Origin of the sequence: Streptomyces sp. NPDC025273 (genome assembly GCF_040638585.1) — a bacterium.
Classification (GTDB): Bacteria; Actinomycetota; Actinomycetes; order Streptomycetales; family Streptomycetaceae; genus Streptomyces; species Streptomyces cinereorectus.
In genome coordinates this window covers 117,100-134,941 of the sequence record NZ_JBEZYP010000016.1, presented here as the reverse complement: position 1 = coordinate 134,941, position 17,842 = coordinate 117,100, and the positions used below count along the sequence as shown (strand labels likewise).

The 17,842-nt window shown below is 72.2% G+C and carries 18 protein-coding genes; 16 read left to right on the top strand and 2 right to left on the bottom strand.

From position 1 onward, the window contains the following. The first annotated feature begins 10 nt into the window (after nt 1–10). From AB0F38_RS24525 to AB0F38_RS24460, 14 genes are all read left to right on the top strand, one after another. The gene (locus tag AB0F38_RS24525) at nt 11–1,681 is read left to right on the top strand and encodes a CTP synthase (protein ID WP_361897239.1); all 1,671 of its coding nucleotides are present in this window, start codon (nt 11–13) and stop codon (nt 1,679–1,681) included. Nucleotides 1,682–1,757: 76 nt separating this feature from the next. Further along, nucleotides 1,758–2,384, top strand: coding sequence for an NUDIX hydrolase (locus tag AB0F38_RS24520; RefSeq protein ID WP_361897236.1), 627 nt, complete (start codon nt 1,758–1,760; stop codon nt 2,382–2,384). Nucleotides 2,385–2,607: 223 nt separating this feature from the next. Beyond that, the gene (locus AB0F38_RS24515; RefSeq protein ID WP_361897233.1) at nt 2,608–4,680 is read left to right on the top strand and encodes a tetratricopeptide repeat protein; all 2,073 of its coding nucleotides are present in this window, start codon (nt 2,608–2,610) and stop codon (nt 4,678–4,680) included. Nucleotides 4,681–4,824: 144 nt separating this feature from the next. Further along, entirely contained in the window at nt 4,825–5,940 is a 1,116-nt protein-coding gene (gene ald / locus AB0F38_RS24510; protein WP_361897290.1) for an alanine dehydrogenase, read from the top strand. Nucleotides 5,941–6,322: 382 nt separating this feature from the next. Further along, nucleotides 6,323–7,441, top strand: coding sequence for a ParA family protein (locus tag AB0F38_RS24505; RefSeq protein WP_073751114.1), 1,119 nt, complete (start codon nt 6,323–6,325; stop codon nt 7,439–7,441). Next, complete coding sequence (locus tag AB0F38_RS24500; RefSeq protein WP_361897287.1) at nt 7,438–8,010, top strand: hypothetical protein; 573 nt, start codon at nt 7,438–7,440, stop codon at nt 8,008–8,010. Before AB0F38_RS24505 ends, AB0F38_RS24500 begins: the two co-directional genes overlap by 4 nt. A 108-nt stretch (nt 8,011–8,118) precedes the next feature. Then, entirely contained in the window at nt 8,119–9,300 is a 1,182-nt protein-coding gene (locus AB0F38_RS24495) for a segregation/condensation protein A (RefSeq protein WP_361897229.1), read from the top strand. Continuing rightward, nucleotides 9,297–9,944: an SMC-Scp complex subunit ScpB gene (gene scpB, locus AB0F38_RS24490; RefSeq protein WP_361897226.1), complete on the top strand. Its 648-nt coding sequence runs from the start codon at nt 9,297–9,299 to the stop codon at nt 9,942–9,944. Before AB0F38_RS24495 ends, scpB begins: the two co-directional genes overlap by 4 nt. Continuing rightward, the gene (locus AB0F38_RS24485) at nt 9,944–11,101 is read left to right on the top strand and encodes a pseudouridine synthase (protein WP_361897223.1); all 1,158 of its coding nucleotides are present in this window, start codon (nt 9,944–9,946) and stop codon (nt 11,099–11,101) included. Before scpB ends, AB0F38_RS24485 begins: the two co-directional genes overlap by 1 nt. Nucleotides 11,102–11,229: 128 nt before the next feature. After that, nucleotides 11,230–11,880 (top strand): nicotinamide riboside transporter PnuC, encoded by a 651-nt coding sequence (pnuC, locus tag AB0F38_RS24480; RefSeq protein ID WP_361897220.1) that lies wholly within the window; start codon nt 11,230–11,232, stop codon nt 11,878–11,880. Next, the gene (locus AB0F38_RS24475; RefSeq protein WP_361897217.1) at nt 11,877–12,956 is read left to right on the top strand and encodes an AAA family ATPase; all 1,080 of its coding nucleotides are present in this window, start codon (nt 11,877–11,879) and stop codon (nt 12,954–12,956) included. Before pnuC ends, AB0F38_RS24475 begins: the two co-directional genes overlap by 4 nt. Next, entirely contained in the window at nt 12,953–13,696 is a 744-nt protein-coding gene (locus tag AB0F38_RS24470) for an NUDIX domain-containing protein (protein ID WP_361897215.1), read from the top strand. The genes AB0F38_RS24475 and AB0F38_RS24470 overlap by 4 nt, the downstream gene beginning before the upstream one ends. Further along, nucleotides 13,693–14,715 carry an ADP-ribosylglycohydrolase family protein gene (locus AB0F38_RS24465; RefSeq protein WP_361897212.1) on the top strand — a complete coding sequence of 341 codons (1,023 nt, stop codon included), beginning with the start codon at nt 13,693–13,695 and terminating at the stop codon, nt 14,713–14,715. The genes AB0F38_RS24470 and AB0F38_RS24465 overlap by 4 nt, the downstream gene beginning before the upstream one ends. A 112-nt stretch (nt 14,716–14,827) precedes the next feature. Further along, entirely contained in the window at nt 14,828–15,505 is a 678-nt protein-coding gene (locus tag AB0F38_RS24460) for a 1,4-alpha-glucan branching protein (protein WP_361897209.1), read from the top strand. Nucleotides 15,506–15,536: 31 nt separating this feature from the next. On the opposite strand, the gene AB0F38_RS24455 is transcribed toward AB0F38_RS24460, so the two are convergent. After that, nucleotides 15,537–16,238 (bottom strand): nucleotidyltransferase domain-containing protein, encoded by a 702-nt coding sequence (locus AB0F38_RS24455; RefSeq protein ID WP_361897206.1) that lies wholly within the window; start codon nt 16,236–16,238, stop codon nt 15,537–15,539. Between the two features lie 18 nt (nt 16,239–16,256). Beyond that, nucleotides 16,257–16,694: a Rieske (2Fe-2S) protein gene (locus AB0F38_RS24450; RefSeq protein WP_361897203.1), complete on the bottom strand. Its 438-nt coding sequence runs from the start codon at nt 16,692–16,694 to the stop codon at nt 16,257–16,259. Nucleotides 16,695–16,825: 131 nt separating this feature from the next. Between AB0F38_RS24450 and AB0F38_RS24445 the strand changes: the two genes are divergently transcribed. Further along, nucleotides 16,826–17,188: a DUF1304 domain-containing protein gene (locus AB0F38_RS24445; RefSeq protein WP_361897200.1), complete on the top strand. Its 363-nt coding sequence runs from the start codon at nt 16,826–16,828 to the stop codon at nt 17,186–17,188. Between the two features lie 5 nt (nt 17,189–17,193). Continuing rightward, nucleotides 17,194–17,823, top strand: coding sequence for a TetR/AcrR family transcriptional regulator (locus tag AB0F38_RS24440; RefSeq protein WP_361897197.1), 630 nt, complete (start codon nt 17,194–17,196; stop codon nt 17,821–17,823). Nucleotides 17,824–17,842: the final 19 nt, after the last annotated feature.

Sequence of the window (17,842 nt, the reverse complement as noted above, 5' to 3'; positions counted from 1 at the left end):
CCCTTTGGCTATGCAGCCCACATCCACGACGACCAAGCACATCTTCGTCACCGGGGGTGTCGCCTCCTCCCTCGGCAAGGGTCTGACTGCGTCAAGCCTGGGTGCCCTGCTCAAGGCTCGTGGCCTGCGGGTCACCATGCAGAAGCTCGACCCCTATCTGAACGTCGACCCCGGCACGATGAATCCCTTCCAGCACGGTGAGGTGTTCGTCACGAACGACGGCGCCGAGACCGACCTGGACATCGGCCACTACGAGCGCTTCCTCGACGTCGACCTCGACGGCTCGGCCAACGTCACCACCGGCCAGGTCTACTCGCAGGTCATCGCCAAGGAACGGCGCGGCGAGTACCTCGGCGACACCGTCCAGGTCATCCCGCACATCACCAACGAGATCAAGCACCGCATCCGCCGCATGGCGACCGACGACGTCGACGTCGTCATCACCGAGGTCGGCGGAACGGTCGGCGACATCGAGTCGCTGCCGTTCCTGGAGACCGTCCGTCAGGTCCGCCACGAGGTCGGCCGCGACAACGTCTTCGTCGTGCACATCTCGCTGCTGCCCTACATCGGCCCGTCCGGCGAACTGAAGACGAAGCCGACCCAGCACTCGGTCGCCGCCCTCCGCAACATCGGTATCCAGCCGGACGCCATCGTGCTGCGCGCCGACCGCGACGTCCCCACCGCCATCAAGCGCAAGATCTCGCTGATGTGCGACGTCGACGAGACCGCCGTGGTGGCCTGCCCGGACGCCCGGTCGATCTACGACATCCCCAAGGTGCTGCACACCGAGGGCCTGGACGCCTACGTCGTGCGCAAGCTGGACCTGCCGTTCCGGGACGTCGACTGGACCACGTGGGACGACCTGCTGGACCGCGTCCACAACCCCGACCACGAGGTCACCGTCGCCCTGGTCGGCAAGTACATCGACCTGCCCGACGCCTACCTCTCGGTCACCGAGGCCATCCGGGCCGGCGGTTTCGCGAACCGGGCCCGGGTCAAGGTCAAGTGGGTCGCCTCCGACGACTGCAAGACCCCGGCCGGAGCGCACAAGCAGCTCGGTGACGTCGACGCCGTCTGCATCCCCGGCGGTTTCGGCGAGCGCGGCGTGACCGGCAAGGTCGGCGCCATCCAGTACGCCCGCGAGAACAAGGTGCCGCTGCTCGGCCTCTGCCTGGGCCTGCAGTGCATCGTGATCGAGGCCGCGCGCAACCTCGCGGGGATCCCCGACGCCAACTCCACCGAATTCGACGCCGCCACGGGCCACCCCGTCATCTCGACGATGGAGGAGCAGCTCGCGTACGTCGAGGGCGCGGGCGACCTGGGCGGCACCATGCGGCTCGGCCTGTACCCGGCGAAGCTCGCCGAGGGCTCCCTCGTCCGCGAGGCCTACGACGACCAGCCGTACGTGGAGGAGCGCCACCGCCACCGCTACGAGGTCAACAACTCCTACCGCGCGGAGCTGGAGAAGAAGGCCGGACTGGTCTTCTCCGGCACCTCCCCGGACAACAAGCTCGTCGAGTACGTCGAGTACCCGCGCGAGGCCCACCCCTACCTGGTCGCCACCCAGGCGCACCCGGAGCTGCGCTCCCGCCCGACCCGCCCGCACCCGCTCTTCGCGGGTCTGGTGAAGGCCGCCGTCGCGCGCCAGGTCGCGGCACGCGGGACGGACGCCACCGCATAAGGCGATACGGTTGACCGGGGTACGGATCCTTCACCGGATGCGTGCCCCGGTTTCTGTTTTTCGTGGGAGGACGTACATGGGAATCCAGGACACGCCCGAGGAGTGGCAGGTCACCGCGACGGTGACGCCCTTCACCGGCAACAAGACCAGCGTCCGCACCGACGACGTGGTGATGCCCGACGGCACCGTCGCGCGCCGCGACTACCAGGTCCACCCGGGATCCGTCGCCGTCCTCGCACTCGACGAGGCCGGCCGTGTCCTCGTCCTGCGGCAGTACCGCCACCCCGTGCGCCACAAGCTGTGGGAGATCCCCGCCGGCCTCCTCGACGTCCCGGGCGAGAACCCTCTGCACGCCGCGCAGCGCGAGCTGTACGAGGAGGCCCACGTCAAGGCCGAGGACTGGCGGGTGCTGACCGACGTCTACACCACGCCCGGCGGCTGCGACGAAGCCGTGCGCGTCTTCCTCGCCCGCGACCTCTCCGAGGCGGACGGCGAGCGCTTCGAGGTCGCCGAGGAGGAGGCCGACATGGAGCAGGCCCGGGTGCCGCTGCCGGAGCTCGTACGGGGCGTGCTCGCCGGTGAACTCCACAACAACTGCCTGGTGGTGGGCGTCCTGTCGCTCACCGCGGTGCTCGCGGGCGACGGGGTGGACTCGCTGCGCCCGGCCGAGGCGCCCTGGCCCGCCCGGCCGTTCGAGGTCTGAGGGCCTACCGCTCACCGGGGAATGGCGTACGGCGACAGGGGATCGGCGTACCGCCGGCCGGACGTCCACCACCGGCCGACGATCGATCGTAAGAAACGCTGATCCGATCGGGGGACGTGCCCGCCGCGCTCCGCCGTGATCGTCCACACCACTGAACTACGCTCGAATGGTCCCGACCGGAGTTCCGGCGGGCAACCGCGTGCAGTGAAGTGGAGCGTGGCCCGTGACCGATCAGGCGGTGGACACCAGCGGCCCGGCCGGAGCGGCGGGGGCGTCGGGAGCCAAGCGGCCCTCCGGTGCCACCCCACCCCAATTCTTCGGCCGCGAACGTGAGTTGAAGGCCCTTCAGGCGGACATCGGAAGAGCGGGACTGGACACGCTGGCCGGCCGCAAGGCCGCCCGCGCCCGGATCCTGCTGATCGCCGGACGGCCCGGATCCGGACGCACCGCACTCGCGGCGGAACTGGCGCGCCGGCTCGCGGAACCGGGCGACTACCCCGACGGGGTGTTCCGGGTCGCGCTCACCGATCACGGCGGCCAACGCGTGCCCGCCGAGCACACCGCGCGCGAACTCCTGGACCTGCTCGCGGTGGCCGCACCGCCCGGGGCGGACGAGGACGAGCTCTCCGAGATGGTCCGCGAGGCGTTCGCGGGACGGCGCGCCCTGATCCTGCTCGACGACGCCGTGGACGCCGAACAGGTCGACCCGCTGCTGCCGGACAACCCGGACTGCCTGGTGGTCGCCACCTCCACCGGCCCGCTCACCGGGATCCCGGGCGTCCGCCCGTGCACCATCGGCGGCCTGGACACGGGATCCGCCGTCCACCTGCTCGCCCGCACCATCGGGCAGGTGAGGATCACCGTCGATCCGCGGACCGCCGAGACGCTGACCGAGGAGTGCGCCGGACAGCCCGCCGCGCTGGTGCTGGTCGCCGGCTGGCTGGCCGCCCGCCCCGGCGCCTCGGTGGCCGACCTCACCAAGCGACTGCGCGACCTGCCGGAGGACGCCGGACAGCCCACCGGCGCCCGCCCGCTGGCCCGCGCCTTCCGGCTGGTCCACGAGTCCCTGCCGCAGGCCGCCGCCCGGATACTGCGGCTGCTCGCGCTCGCCCCCGCCGGACTGGCCGACGCCCACACCGCCTCCGCGCTGGCCGGGTGCTCCGTCTCGGCGGCCCAGACGACCCTGGACGACTTCGTCCGGCTCGGCCTGCTGCGGTCGAACGGCGCGGACCTGCCCCAGTACGAGGTGCCCGGCTGCCTGGCCCCCCTGCTGCGCGCCCTGCTGGAGGAGCGGGACCGGCCCGCCGAGATCCAGCTGGCCAGGGCCAGGATGCTGGAGCGGACCGTACGCCAGCTCCAGTCCTGCCGGGCGGTCACCGATCCGGAGGGCACCCCCGCTCGCCGCAGGCTCGCCGGTCTGCCCCGCTCGCTGCGTTTCCCCCATCCGGAGGCCGCGGCCCAGTGGCTGCGCATCCGGCAGCCCGCCCTGCTGGCCTCGGCCCGGCTCGCGGTCCAGGACGGGGAGCTGGACACCCTGGCCCGCCGGCTGGTCGCCGCGCTCGTCCGGGCCCTCGCCGTGCACCGGGGCACCGAGGACGCGGCGCCCGAGCTGTACGGGCTGCACGGTCTGGTCCTGGACGTGGCCGAGCGCCGCGATCTGCCCCGGGAGAAGGCCGCGGCCCTGCTCAACCTCGCCGATCTGGACGCCAGGACCGGGCGCACCCAGGAGGCGCTGACCCGCTACCGGGCCGCGCTGGACGCCGGACGCGCGGCGAACGACCTCTACGCGACCGGCCGCGCCATGGAATCCGTAGCCGGTGCCTACGCGGAGCTGGGGGACTTCAACCGGGCCGCCGACTGGTACGGCCGGGCCCTCGCGCAACGACTCACCCAGGGGGAACGGGCCGACGAGGCGCGGCTCTACGGGCGGCTCGGTGCCGTGCACAGCTACGCCGGGCGCTACGGCGAGGCCCTGCGCAACTGGCGGGCCGCGGCCGCCGGGCACCGCAGGCTCGGTGACCTCCCCGCCCAGGCGCGGGCGCTCAGCGAGGCCGCACGGGTGCAGGAGTACGCGGGACGACCGCAGGAGTCGCTGCTCACCTGCCGCGAGGCGGTCGCTCTGGCCCGCCGGGCGGGGGACGTACGGCTGCAGGCGGCTCTCGAGCTGCGGCTGGCGGACACGCTGGACCGGCTCGGCGACCCGGCTGCGGCGGGCCTGCACAGGGCGGCAGCCGACAGATTACTGGGAGACCAGGGTTCGACCTACGAAATCCGTAGTACTTCGATGAAAATTTAATGCTTTGTAAGGCTGGACAGGGAGAAGCCCTTCATTAATGATGGCTCTGCCGCGCATCTCTGCGGTGTCCCTCTTATGCTTGGTTCATGTGGGTAACTCCCTCTATGCCCGAGCTGCCCCTGCGAGCCAAGGACCGTGATCGACGTGAAGGTCGGCATCCCCCGCGAAGTCAAGAACAACGAGTTCCGAGTGGCGATCACCCCCGCCGGAGTGCACGAGCTCGTCCGGCACGGCCATCAGGTGCTCGTCGAGCAGCACGCCGGTGAGGGCTCCTCCATCCCGGACGAGGAGTACCTCGCCGCGGGTGCGCGGATCCTGCCCACCGCCGACGAGGTCTGGGCCGCCGCCGACCTGCTGCTCAAGGTCAAGGAGCCGGTCGCCGAGGAGTACCACCGCCTGCGCAAGGGGCAGACGCTCTTCACGTACCTGCACCTCGCCGCCTCCCGTGCCTGCACCGACGCGCTGCTCGAGTCGGGCACCACCGCGATCGCGTACGAGACCGTCGAGACCGCGAACCGCGCGCTGCCGCTGCTCGCCCCGATGTCCGAGGTCGCCGGCCGCCTCGCCCCGCAGGTCGGCGCCTACCACCTGATGCGCTCGGTCGGCGGGCGCGGCGTGCTCCCCGGTGGAGTCCCCGGTACGGGTTCGGCCAGGGCCGTCGTCATCGGCGGCGGTGTCTCCGGCTGGAACGCCACCCAGATCGCCGTAGGGCTCGGCTTCCACGTGACGCTCCTCGACCGGGACATCAACAAGCTGCGCGAGGCCGACCGGATCTTCGGCACCCGGGTGCGGACGGTCGTCTCCAACGCGCTCGAACTCGAGAAGGCCGTCGTCGAGGCCGACCTCGTCGTGGGCGCGGTGCTCATTCCCGGCGCGAAGGCCCCGAAGCTGGTCACCAACGAGCTGGTCGCCCGGATGAAGCCCGGAAGTGTTCTTGTCGACATCGCGATCGACCAGGGCGGCTGCTTCGAGGACTCGCACCCGACCACGCACGCCGAGCCGACCTTCATGGTCCACAACTCGGTCTTCTACTGCGTCGCGAACATGCCGGGCGCGGTGCCGAACACCTCCACGTACGCCCTCACGAACGCCACGCTGCCCTACATCCTTGAGCTCGCGAACCGTGGCTGGGTCGATGCCCTGCGCCGTGACGCCGCTCTCGCCAAGGGTCTCAACACCCATGACGGCCAGGTGGTTTACCGCGAGGTGGCCGAGGCGCACGGGCTCGACCACGTCGAGCTGGTGACGCTGCTCGGCTGAGCGGCCGGCGCCCGCCGTCAACCTGTTCCGTCAACTTCTTGACATCCGGCCGGACCTCGCTCAGCGGGGTCCGGCCGGACGTGTGCCGGGTCCGGCGGGTGCCGTGTCCAACTCGCCGCAGACGTAACCCCGTACCCGTTCTGCACCCCCGCGAAAGGTGCGCACCGGGCGCTCGGAGCCCTTGACAGAGGGGTGTTCGATTGCCGACACATCGGGCCGGGTCCGGCGGATTGTGTTGCTGCGAACCGGTGACACGCCATAGAGTCGCCAATCGTCGGCATGGTGCCACGCTGACCTATCGATAAGTTTCCTGGTCACATCCAAGGAGGTAAGACGACTTGTGAATGAGTCGACAATTACTCCCGGGGGTGGTCAACCAGGGATGCCTGCACGGGGTCTGAGCCCGATCGGGCTCGAAGCTGTCGGCTCCGTCGCTGTCCGCACCTTCGCCACCCACCAGCACATGACGACAGCCCCCCAGATGATGGACGGCCTACACGTGAACGCCATGGCCGGCAACGAAAGTGGCCGAGAGACCGCCCACTTCGCCGACTTCGCCGAGGTGCCCGAGGGGCACTTCTACGACCCCGACGCCGAATACGAGCCCGATCCGGAGTACGCGGCCACGCTCGCGCCCGATGCCGCTCGCCAGCGCCGCGAGCGGATCGGCCCCACCGGCCGGCCGCTGCCGTACTTCCCGATCCCCGGTCCGCTGACCGACCACGGTCCCGCGAAGATCATCGCGATGTGCAACCAGAAGGGCGGCGTCGGCAAGACCACGTCGACCATCAACCTGGGTGCCGCGCTCGCCGAATACGGGCGACGCGTCCTGCTCGTCGACTTCGACCCGCAGGGAGCCCTGTCGGTCGGCCTCGGGGTCAACCCGATGGAGCTCGACCTCACCGTCTACAACCTGCTCATGGAGCGGGGCATGGCGGCCGACGAGGTCCTGCTCAAGACCGCCGTGCCCAACATGGACCTGCTCCCGAGCAACATCGACCTCTCGGCCGCCGAAGTGCAGCTGGTGAGCGAGGTGGCGCGGGAGTCCACGCTGCAGCGTGCCCTCAAGCCGCTGATGGCCGACTACGACTACATCGTGATCGACTGTCAGCCCTCGCTGGGCCTGCTCACCGTGAACGCCCTGACGGCGGCTCACAAGGTGATAGTCCCGCTCGAGTGCGAGTTCTTCGCGCTGCGCGGTGTGGCGCTGCTCACCGAGACCATCGAGAAGGTGCAGGAGCGGCTCAACCCGGAACTGGAGCTCGACGGCATCCTCGCGACCATGTACGACTCCCGTACGGTGCACAGCCGTGAGGTGCTCGCGCGCGTCGTCGAGGCCTTCGACGACCACGTCTACCACACCGTCATCGGGCGCACGGTGCGCTTCCCGGAGACCACGGTCGCCGGTGAGCCCATCACCACGTACGCCTCCAACTCGGTCGGGGCCGCCGCCTATCGCCAGCTCGCCAGGGAGGTGCTCGCCCGGTGTCACGCCGAGTGAGTCTGCCGGGGGCCGACGAGCTGTTCCGCACCACCGGGGGCATGGGCCTCCAGGCCTCGTCCTCCGCCGACCGGCGACGCAAGGCGAACGGTGAGCCGCGGGTGCCCGCGCCGGCCGGGCCGGGCGAACCGGCGGCGGACACCGGCGGCCGGGGCGAGACACCCGGGGGGAGCGGCGGCACGACGGCCGCGCAGTCCCGGGAGGAGCACTCGGCGGCGGACTCCGAAGGCGCAGGCTCCCGCGGCCGCGCCGACGGGGCCGGCGCGGCCCAGCCCCGTTCCGGGCCTCAGGAGCCCGTTCCCACCGTCCAGCAGCAGCGCGGACGCGGCGGCGGGCGGGGTGCGAACCGTCGGCCGAGCGGCCGGGAGCGGCACGACGAGAAGATCACCGTCTACGTGTCGGCCGAGGAACTGATGGATCTGGAGCACGCCCGGCTCGTGCTGCGCGGTGAGCACGGCCTCGCCGTCGACCGCGGGCGCATCGTCCGCGAGGCGGTCGCCGTGGTGCTCGCCGACCTGGAGTCGAGGGGCGACGCGAGCATCCTCGTACGGAGGCTGCGCGGCCGCTGACCGGCGCGGCGCCGGTAGCCTGCCGGGGAGGGCCGCCGACCGGGCGGCCCGGCCCGGTTTCGCGGGCCGCAGCGCCCGAACGCCTCTCCGCCGCACCCCTGGACCGCGATGCCGACTGCCGACCACCCCGCCCGCCCGCCCCGCCGCGCGCTCGGCCGCGGGCCGGGTGCCCGGACCGCGGCGGGCCCGGGGGAGGCGGCCGTCCCCGGGCCTCCTCCGGCCGTGGACGGCCTTCAGGGCCCCGCGCACACGCCCGCGGACCGGTCGCACGCACCCACAGGTCCGGCAGGCGCGCCTCAGGGGCCCGAGGAGGCCCGGGGAGCCCCGGCGGGTGACCGGAAGGCCACCGCGCCCGCCGAGGGCGGCACAGGGCCTTCGGGGCCCGTCGCCCCGGTCGAGAGCGACACCGGATCTCCGGGGCTCGTGCCCGCCCGGGAAGGCAAGGGCCCTTCGTCGGGCGCCGCGCCGCCCGAGGCCGGCGAGGACAAGCGGTTCACCGTGCGGCTGGTCAACTTCGAGGGTCCGTTCGACCTGCTGCTCCAGCTGATCTCCAAGCACAAGCTCGATGTGACCGAGGTCGCGCTCTCCCGGGTCACCGACGAGTTCATGGCCCACATCCGCGCCATGGGACCGGACTGGGACCTCGACCAGACCACCGAGTTCCTGGTCGTCGCCGCGACCCTGCTCGACCTGAAGGCCGCCCGGCTGCTGCCCACCGCCGAGGTGGAGGACGAGGCGGACCTCGCGCTCCTGGAGGCGCGGGACCTGCTCTTCGCGCGGCTGCTGCAGTACCGCGCGTACAAACGGATCTCCGGGATCCTCAGCGACCGCCTGGAGTCCGAGGCGCGCCGCTACCCCCGGACCGTCGGGCTCGAACCCCACCATGCGGAGCTGCTGCCCGAGGTCGTCATCAGCATCGGCCCGGACGGCTTCGCCCGCCTCGCGGTGAAGGCGATGCGGCCCCGGCCCGAGCCGCAGGTCTACGTCGACCACATCCACGCACCGCTGGTCAGCGTGCGGGAACAGGCCGGGATCGTCGTGGAGCGGCTGCGCGCCGGGGGCGAGCTCAGCTTCCGGGTGCTGACCGAGGACGCGGCGGACACCCTCACCGTCGTGGCCCGGTTCCTGGCGCTCCTGGAGCTCTACCGGGAGAAGGCGGTCACCCTGGACCAGGAGGAGGCCCTCGGGGAGCTCCTGGTGCGCTGGGCCGGCGCCGAGGGGGCCGAGCCGCTCGTGACGGACGAGTTCGACCAAGAGGTGCGCGAGGCACAGGAGGACGTACAGGAATGACTGCAGACGACGGCGGACGCGACGGAGTGGTCGCGCTCGACCTCAAGCCCGCGCTGGAAGCGGTCCTCATGGTCGTCGACGAGCCCGCCACCGAGGAGCACCTCGCCAAGGTCCTCCAGCGGCCCCGCAGGGCCGTGGCGGACGCCCTGCGGGAGCTCGCCGACGAGTACACCGTCCAGCGCCGAGGCTTCGACCTGCGGCTCGTCGCCGGAGGCTGGCGCTTCTACACCCGCCCGGAGTACGCGGAGGCGGTCGAGGGCTTCGTGCTGGACGGCCAGCACGCCCGGCTCACGCAGGCGGCGCTGGAGACCCTCGCGGTGGTCGCGTACCGCCGGCCCGTGAGCCGTTCCAGGGTCTCCGCGGTGCGCGGAGTGAACTGCGACGGCGTCATGCGGACCCTCCTGCAGAGGGGTCTGATCGAGGAGGCGGGCGCGGAACCCGAAACAGGTGCGATCCTGTACAGGACGACGAACTACTTTCTGGAGCGCATGGGCCTGCGAGGCCTGGACGAGCTCCCGGAGCTCGCGCCCTTCCTCCCGGAGGCGGACGCGATCGAGGCTGAGACGCTAGAGGGTGTGCCGTCGTTCGATCCGGACGCACCGGACACCCCGGAAACTCACGCAGACGACAAGACGGAATTTTGATGCGAAGCAGTGGCAGCAACAGCGGAAGCGGCAGCGGCAAGAGCGGCGGCAACCGGAACCCCCGGGGCGGCTCGGGCAACCCCCGGGGCGGTTCGGGCGGCTCCGGCGGTTCGGGCGGCCGGCCCAAGGCCGCGGGAGGGCGCGACGACCAGCAGGAGCAGCGCCCCCGCCGGCCCCGCCCCGAGGAGCGCCGCTACGACGTGGGCTCCGACAAGCCGGGCGGCGACGGCGGCCCCCGCAAGGGCCGCGGCGCCGCGGCCCGCGGTGGAGCCAAGGGTGGCCCGAAGCCCGCACAGAACGTGAGCAAGGGCGGGCGCCGCGTGGGCGCCCCGTCCCGTCCCCGTGAGCTCGACGCCAAGATCGAGCAGCGCAACCGTGACCGGTACGCGGACAAGCCCGAGATCAGGACGCCCAGGACGCACCCGGGCGCCGAGCAGGAGGGCGAGCGGCTGCAGAAGATCCTCGCCCGCGCCGGCATGGGCTCGCGCCGGGCGTGCGAGGAGCTCATCGAGCAGGCCAGGGTCGAGGTCAACGGCGAGATCGTCCTGGAGCAGGGCATGCGGGTCGACCCGCAGAAGGACGAGATCAAGGTCGACGGCCTGACCGTGGCGACCCAGTCGCACCTGTTCTTCGCGCTGAACAAGCCCGCCGGTGTCGTCTCCACCATGGGGGACCCGGACGGCCGCCAGAACCTCGGGGACTACGTCAACAACCGCGAGACGCGGCTGTTCCACGTGGGACGCCTCGACACCGAGACCGAGGGCATCATCCTGCTCACCAACCACGGTGAGCTGGCCCACCGCCTGACACACCCCGGGTACGGGGTGAAGAAGATCTACCTGGCCGCCATCCAGGGCCCGCTCCCGCGCGACCTCGGCAAGCGGCTCAAGGACGGCATCCAGCTGGAGGACGGGTACGCCCGCGCCGACCACTTCCGGGTCGTCGAGAACACCGGCAAGAACTACCTGGTCGAGGTGACCCTCCACGAGGGCCGCAAGCACATCGTCCGCCGGATGCTGGCCGAGGCCGGTTTCCCGGTCGAGCGGCTCGTGCGCACGTCCTTCGGGCCGATCCCGCTGGGCGACCAGAAGTCGGGCTGGCTGCGCAGGCTGACCAACACCGAGGTCGGCATGCTGATGCGCGAGGTCGGTCTGTAACCCGCTCCCCGCTCCGAACGGCCCGCGGCCGGTTCCTGGTTCGTTTCGAACAGGGAACCGGCCGCGGGTCTTTCGCTGTCACCGTTTCTTCTTTATAGTCAGAGTGACTATAAAAGAGAAGGAACGGCGTGACGCTCGCGGACATACTCGCCCCCCTGCAACAGCCGCTGGTGACGGTCCTGGAGACCCCGGTCAGCTGGACCGAGGTGCTCGGATTCGGCAGCGGGGCGCTGTGCGTCTGGCTCGTGGCCCGCCAGCACCTCGCCAACTGGCCGATCGGCATCGCCAACAACCTGTTCTTCATCCTGTTGTTCGCCCAGTCCGGTCTGTACGCCGACGCCGGCCTGCAGATCGTCTTCATCGCCCTCGCCGCGTACGGCTGGTGGACCTGGACCCACGGGGGTGGACCAGGTGCAACCGTCCTGCCGGTGCGCACGACCACGCGCACGGAATGGACCTGGCTGCTCGCGGCGGGGGTGGCGGGGACCCTCGGTCTCACCCTGCTGCTGTCCCGGGCCACGGACTCGACCGTGCCGTTCTGGGACGCCCTGACGACCTCGCTGTCCCTCATGGCGACGTACGGGCAGTGCCGCAAGCGGGTCGAGTCCTGGTGGCTGTGGATCGCCGCCGACGTCGTCTACATCCCGCTGTACGCCTACAAGGAGCTCTACCTCACCTCCCTGCTGTACGCGGGCTTCCTCACGCTCTGCCTCATCGGGCTGCGCAACTGGAGCCGCGACCTGGCCGCCGCCCCGGGCCGGGAGCGGGTGCCCGCGTGAAGCGCTACGGGCACGGTCTGGTCCTCGGCAAGTTCTACCCGCCGCACGCCGGCCACCATCACCTCGTCCGCACCGCCCAGGACCGCTGCGAGCGGCTCACCGTCCTGGTCTGCGCGGCCTCCGTCGAATCCCTGCCCCTCGCCGACCGGGTCGCCTGGATGCGGGAGGTGCACCCGGACGTCCGCGTGGTGGGCGCCGTCGACGACATCCCCATGGACCTGAACGACCCGGCGGTCTGGGACGCGCACATGGCCGTGTTCACCGGGGCCGTCCCCGAACAGGTCGACGCCGTCTTCACCTCGGAGTCGTACGGGGACGAACTGGCCCGCCGCTTCGGCGCGCGGTCCGAGCTCGTCGATCCCGGCCGCACCGTCTTCCCCGTCTCCGGCACCGCGGTCCGGGCGGACCCGGCCGGCTGCTGGGACTACCTCGAACCGCCCGTACGGGCCGCGCTCACCCGCCGGATCGTCGTCCTCGGTGCCGAGTCCACCGGCACCACGACCCTGGCCCGCGCGCTGACCGAGCACTACCGGCGGCGCGGCGGCGTCTGGGCGCGGACCCGGTACGTCGCCGAGTACGGACGGGAGTTCAGCGAAGGGAAGCTGGCGGACCTGCGCGGCCGATGGCCCGGCGCACAGTGGGAGGACGTCTCCTTCGGCACGGACGACTTCCCCCTCATCGCCGAGACCCAGAACGCCCGGGAGGAGGCCGCCGCCCGGATCGGCTCCCCGGTGCTCTTCTGCGACACGGACTCCTTCGCCACCACCGTCTGGCACGAGCGGTACATCGGCGGCCGCAACCCGCTCGTGGAGCGGACCGCCGACCGGACCACCCACCACCTCTGGCTGCTCACGGACCACGAGGGTGTCGCCTTCGAGGACGACGGGCTGCGCGACGGGGAGGAGCTGCGGCCCTGGATGACGGACCGCTTCCGTGCCGAACTCACACGCACCGGAAGGCAGTTCATCGAGGTCACGGGCCCGCACCGGACACGGCTGGACACCGCGGTCGCGGCCGTGGACGCGCTCCTCGCCGCCGGCCCGTACCTCACCGACCCCCTCCCGGAGCGGCGATGAGCACCGTCCCCGAGGGGTACGACCCCCATGCCTTCGCCCCCTTCGCCGTCACCGTCGACCTGGCGGTCTTCACCGTCCGGGAAGGCCGGCTCCACGTCCTTCTCGTGGAACGGGGCGAGGACCCGTACAAGGGCCACTGGGCGCTGCCCGGAGGCTTCGTGCTGCCCCGCGAGTCCGCGGAGGAGGCGGCGCGCCGCGAGCTCGCCGAGGAGACCGGCCTCACCCGGAACACCGTGTGCGCCTTCCACCTCGAACAGCTGCGCACCTACAGCGATCCCGACCGGGACCCCAGGATGCGGGTCGTCTCCGTCGCGTACGCCGCACTCGTCCCGGACCTGCCCGAACCGCGGGGCGGCGGGGACGCGGCGCGTGCGCGGTGGTGGGACGCGGACGGCACCGGGCCGCTCGCCTTCGATCACGACCGCATCCTGGCCGACGCCCACGACCGGATCGGCGCCCGGCTCGAGTACTCCTGCCTGGCGACGGCCTTCTGCCCCGCCGAGTTCACGCTCGGGGAGCTCCAGCAGGTCTACGAGACCGTGTGGGGCGTCGAGCTCGACCGGCCCAACTTCCGGCGCAAGGTCCTGACCACGCCCGGCTTCGTCCAGGCCGTCGACGGACCGCCGCGCCGCACCGGCGGACGGGGGAAGCCGGCCGCCCTGTACCGGGCGGGTGCCGCCACCGCCCTGCACCCTCCACTCCTGCGCCCGGAAGGACGCCCTGAAGGACGGACATCATGATCCCGACAAGAATCCTCACCAAGCAGGCGGCCACAGGCGCGCTGACCGGGCTCGCGCTCGGCGACGCGCTGGGCTTCCCGACCGAGTTCACCGACGTTCCGTCCATCCTCGCGAAGTGCGGGCCCTGGCGGCAGATGCGGCTCCCGGAGCCGGCGATCGTCACCGACGACACCCAGATGACGCTCGCGCTCGGCCGCGGCATCCGCACCGCCATGGACCAGGGGCTGCTCACGCCGGAGCGGATGGTGGGCCCGGTCCGGGAGGAGTTCGTCCGGTGGAACCGCTCACCCGAGAACAACCGCGCTCCCGGCCGTACCTGCATCGAGGCGTGCGAACTGCTGGAGGGCGACCGGCCCTGGCAGGAGGCCAGCCGGACCGGCTCCAAGGGCTGCGGCGCCAACATGCGCGTCGCGCCCATCGGCCTCGTGCCCGGCCTCAGCGAGGAACAGCGTTCCGGCGCCGCCCAGCTCCAGGCCGCACTGACCCACGGCCACCCCACCGCACTGGCCGCCTCCGACCTGATGGCCCGCGCGGTGTTCCTGCTGGCGCAGGGGGCCGAACCGCTCGGCCTGGTGGGCCAGTTGCGCTCGTACGCGTACGAGAACCGTGGCCGCTACCTCGGCCGGTGGCTCGGTGACCTGTGGCGGCACACCCATGACGCCTCGCCCGAGGCATACATCAACCGGGGCTGGGACGAGTGCCTGACCGTGCTCGCGGCCGTCCAGGACGCCCTGCGCGACCCCTCCCCGGAGACCGACCCGTGCGAGCGGACCGGCGACGGCTGGATCGCCGAGGAAGCACTCGCCACTGCCCTGCACTGCTTCCTGCTCTTCCCCGAGGAACCGGTCACCGCCCTGCGCCGGGCCGCCTGCACCCGGGGCGACTCCGACTCGCTGGCCTGCCTCACGGGCGCACTGGCGGGAGCCCACCTGGGGACGGGTGTCTGGCCCAAGGAGTGGTCGGAGCGCATCGAGTACCGCAGCGACCTGCTGTCGCTGGCCGCGCTCTGGGACGCCTGAGCCGTGCTGTGCGGGTTCGCCTCACAGGACTCGGACGTGGACCTGCGGGGGGTCCATGTCCCACCCGGCGGCCTGCGGGGAACAGGCCCGGGCGCACGGGAGTTCACCCGTCATGGCTGTCATCCACAGAACGACCATGGAACCGGGCAAGTTGCAGCTCCTCGCCGCCTGGCTCCCCACCCGGCCCTGGTACGCCGGGGCGGGCGCGCCGGAGCTGGCCCGTGCGGGAGGGTTCCGGCTCGACGATCCCGAGGGCGAGGTGGGGATGGAGTTCATGGTGGTCACCGACACCTCGGGCGACCGCCCCGTCGCCTACCACGTACCGGTCACCTACCGCGGGGCACCGCTCGACGGAGCCGGTGACGCGCTCGTCGGAACGTCCGAACACGGGGTGCTCGGGCGGCGCTGGGTGTACGACGGCGCGCAGGACCCGGTCCTGGTGGCCCAGTTGCTCGCTCTGATGAGGGGGCGGGCCGTGCCGCAGGCCCAGAGCCTGAGCGACACCCCCGACCCGTCCGTCGCCGTCGGCGAGGCCCCGGCCGGCCTCGCGGCGGTGGCCGCGTCCGCCACCACCCGGGACGGGAAGCACGGCACCGACATCGTGCTGGGCGCGACGGCGGACGAGGAGGCCCCGGTGACGCTCAGGGTGAGGCGCGTCCTGTTGCCGGAGGGCTCCGGGGACGGCGATACCGATGCCGACGTCCTGGGGCACGTCACCGCCGGGTGGAGCCTGCCCGAAGGCGAGGAGATCCGCGGCCGGTTCGCCGTCCTGGCCCGAGGACCGCGCTGACGGGGAGCCCGGGTCGACCGGCCGCGCGGGGTCACCCCGCCCCGCCCGCCGCAGACGCCCGCCGGGCCCGCACCAGGAACGCCTCCACGCGCTCCCGGTCCGGCTCCGGCGGCAAAGGGGAGCGCGTGGCGGCCTCGTCGTTCTCCTCGGCCAGGCGCGTCATCCGCCGCTCCACCTCGGGCCACGGGACCTTGCCCCGCTTCACCGCGAGGAGCTCGTCCCGCGCCTCGCCGACCTCGATGACCAGCTCGCCCGTCCGCAACAGATCCCGGCTGCTCGCCAGCAGCCGCAGCAGGTGCATGGCGTGCTTCCAGCGCGGGGCGCCGTACTGCCGGACGTCCGCCTCCAGCTTCCTGCGCTGGCCCACCGCATAGCGGACGAACGTCTCGTGGGCCCGGCGGGACAGGAACGCCCCGCGCAGGCCCAGCAGTTCCCTGCCGGTGTCGTCGATCCGCTCCACGAGCGGCGAGTGCAGGCACTCCAGCACGTTGGGGTTGGCCCGGAGCGCCAGCTCGCAGAAGCGCTCCAGCTCCCAGGAGAACTGCTCCCGATCGGGTCCGTCCACATGGGCCGGCGGCTTGGTGAAGCGCCAGAACAACGGCGTCGGCGCCAGGAAGACCCCGCGCCGGTCCGTGTCGCTGTCGTCGGTGGCCAGCCCGAAGGCGCGGGAGCCCATCACACACGAGTAGACCGTGTGGTCGCGTACGAGGGCCTCGGCCTCAGGGGTGATCATGCGCGCGAGGCTACCGGCCTACCCGAGCCGGATGCTGTCGCCCTCGACGGTGATCCGCTCGGCGGGCAGCGGGCGCGGCGCCGGACCCGCCTCGACCGAGGCGTCCGTGATGCTGAACCTGCTGCCGTGGCAGGCGCAGTTGATCGTGCCGTCACTCACCGACGCGACGATGCAGCCCGCATGGGTGCAGACGGCGGAGAAGGCCTTGAACTCGCCCGCCTCCGGCTGGGTCACCACCACCTTGCGGTCCTTGAAGACCGTGCCGCCGCCGACCGGGATCCCGGAGGTCCGGGTCAGCTCCCCGGTCGGGGTCCCCGAGGCCTCCTGGCTCTTCCCGGTCCCCGAGGCGGAGGCCGGGGCCGTGCCTCCGTCGCCGTCCCCGTCACCGGACGAGCCGCAGCCGGTCGCCAGTGCGGCGGCGCCCGCCGTGAGAACCGTCCTTCGCCGTGTGTTCATGGCTCTCCTCGCGTGGTGGTCGATGAGAGGCATCGTGGCGCCGCGGGCCGGGCGGACCAAGCAACCGGGCGGCGGTGGAGGGATTTCCTGTACAGTTGTCCAGGAAATCTACTCGCAGGAGGCCGCACGCCATGCAGACCGCCGCCCAGGTGATGGTCGCGCTCGTCGCACTGATCCACGCCTACTTCCTCGTCCTGGAGATGTTCCTCTGGGACACCCCGCGCGGCCGGAAGGCATTCGGCACCACCGAGGAGTTCTCCAGGGAGAGCGCCACCCTCGCCGCCAACCAGGGGCTCTACAACGGATTCATGGCCGCCGGGCTGGTCTGGAGCCTGATCGCGGGTGATCCAGTCGCCCACCAGGCGCAGATCTTCTTCCTGAGCTGCCTGATCGTCGCCGGGGTGTACGGGGCGGCCACCGTCAGCCGCAAGATCCTGTACGTCCAGGCGGCGCCCGCCGCCGTCGCGCTCGCCCTCGTCCTGGCGGCGGGCTGAGCCGCATGGCCCCGGCGGTGACGGACGGCAGCGGCGACCCGCGCACCGCGCGCACCCGCGGCAGGCTCCGCGAGGCGCTGCTGGAGGCCTGCGCGGAGCGGCCGCTCGACCAGGTCAGCGTGGCGGACGTGGTGCGCGGGGCCGGCGTCGGGCGCGCCACCTTCTACCTCCACTACGACGATCTGCGCGCCCTGGCCGTGGACGCCTGCGCCGACGTCGTACGGGAGGCGGTCGAGGCCCTGCACGCCTGGGACCGGACTCCGCCCGGCCCTGACGCGCCGCCGCAGGAGCTCGTCGCCCTGCTCCGGGAGATCCGCCGCCGGGCCGCCGTCCACCGCAGCCTGCTCCTGCCCGGCGGCGGCCCCCTCGGGGAACTGCTGCACCAGGAGCTCCGGCAGTACAGCCTCGACGAGCTGCGCCGGCGCAGGCCCGCCGGAAGGGGCCACGACCTCACCGCGAGCGCCGTCGCCGGGCTGTTCACCGGGATGCTCGCCGACTGGGTCCACGACCGGACCGACGCCACGCCTGAGGAGCTCGCCGGGCGGATCTGGCGCACGCTCCTCGCCGTGCACGCCGCCGCGTTGTCTCACGGACAGAGCACGGTGACCACGGGCCCCGCCGCACCTCTAGGCTGAAACAGCACGCAGAACGAGG

Excerpts from the sequence above, each read along its gene's own strand:
- AB0F38_RS24525 (WP_361897239.1), top strand. The coding sequence starts at position 11 with ATGCAGCCCACATCCACGACGACCAAGCACATCTTCGTCACCGGGGGT.
- AB0F38_RS24520 (WP_361897236.1), top strand. The coding sequence starts at position 1,758 with ATGGGAATCCAGGACACGCCCGAGGAGTGGCAGGTCACCGCGACGGTG.
- AB0F38_RS24505 (WP_073751114.1), top strand. The coding sequence starts at position 6,323 with ATGCCTGCACGGGGTCTGAGCCCGATCGGGCTCGAAGCTGTCGGCTCC.
- AB0F38_RS24495 (WP_361897229.1), top strand. The coding sequence starts at position 8,119 with ATGCCGACTGCCGACCACCCCGCCCGCCCGCCCCGCCGCGCGCTCGGC.
- scpB (WP_361897226.1), top strand. The coding sequence starts at position 9,297 with ATGACTGCAGACGACGGCGGACGCGACGGAGTGGTCGCGCTCGACCTC.
- AB0F38_RS24485 (WP_361897223.1), top strand. The coding sequence starts at position 9,944 with ATGCGAAGCAGTGGCAGCAACAGCGGAAGCGGCAGCGGCAAGAGCGGC.
- AB0F38_RS24470 (WP_361897215.1), top strand. The coding sequence starts at position 12,953 with ATGAGCACCGTCCCCGAGGGGTACGACCCCCATGCCTTCGCCCCCTTC.
- AB0F38_RS24465 (WP_361897212.1), top strand. The coding sequence starts at position 13,693 with ATGATCCCGACAAGAATCCTCACCAAGCAGGCGGCCACAGGCGCGCTG.
- AB0F38_RS24460 (WP_361897209.1), top strand. The coding sequence starts at position 14,828 with ATGGCTGTCATCCACAGAACGACCATGGAACCGGGCAAGTTGCAGCTC.
- AB0F38_RS24455 (WP_361897206.1), bottom strand. The coding sequence starts at position 16,238 with ATGATCACCCCTGAGGCCGAGGCCCTCGTACGCGACCACACGGTCTAC.
- AB0F38_RS24450 (WP_361897203.1), bottom strand. The coding sequence starts at position 16,694 with ATGAACACACGGCGAAGGACGGTTCTCACGGCGGGCGCCGCCGCACTG.
- AB0F38_RS24445 (WP_361897200.1), top strand. The coding sequence starts at position 16,826 with ATGCAGACCGCCGCCCAGGTGATGGTCGCGCTCGTCGCACTGATCCAC.
- AB0F38_RS24440 (WP_361897197.1), top strand. The coding sequence starts at position 17,194 with ATGGCCCCGGCGGTGACGGACGGCAGCGGCGACCCGCGCACCGCGCGC.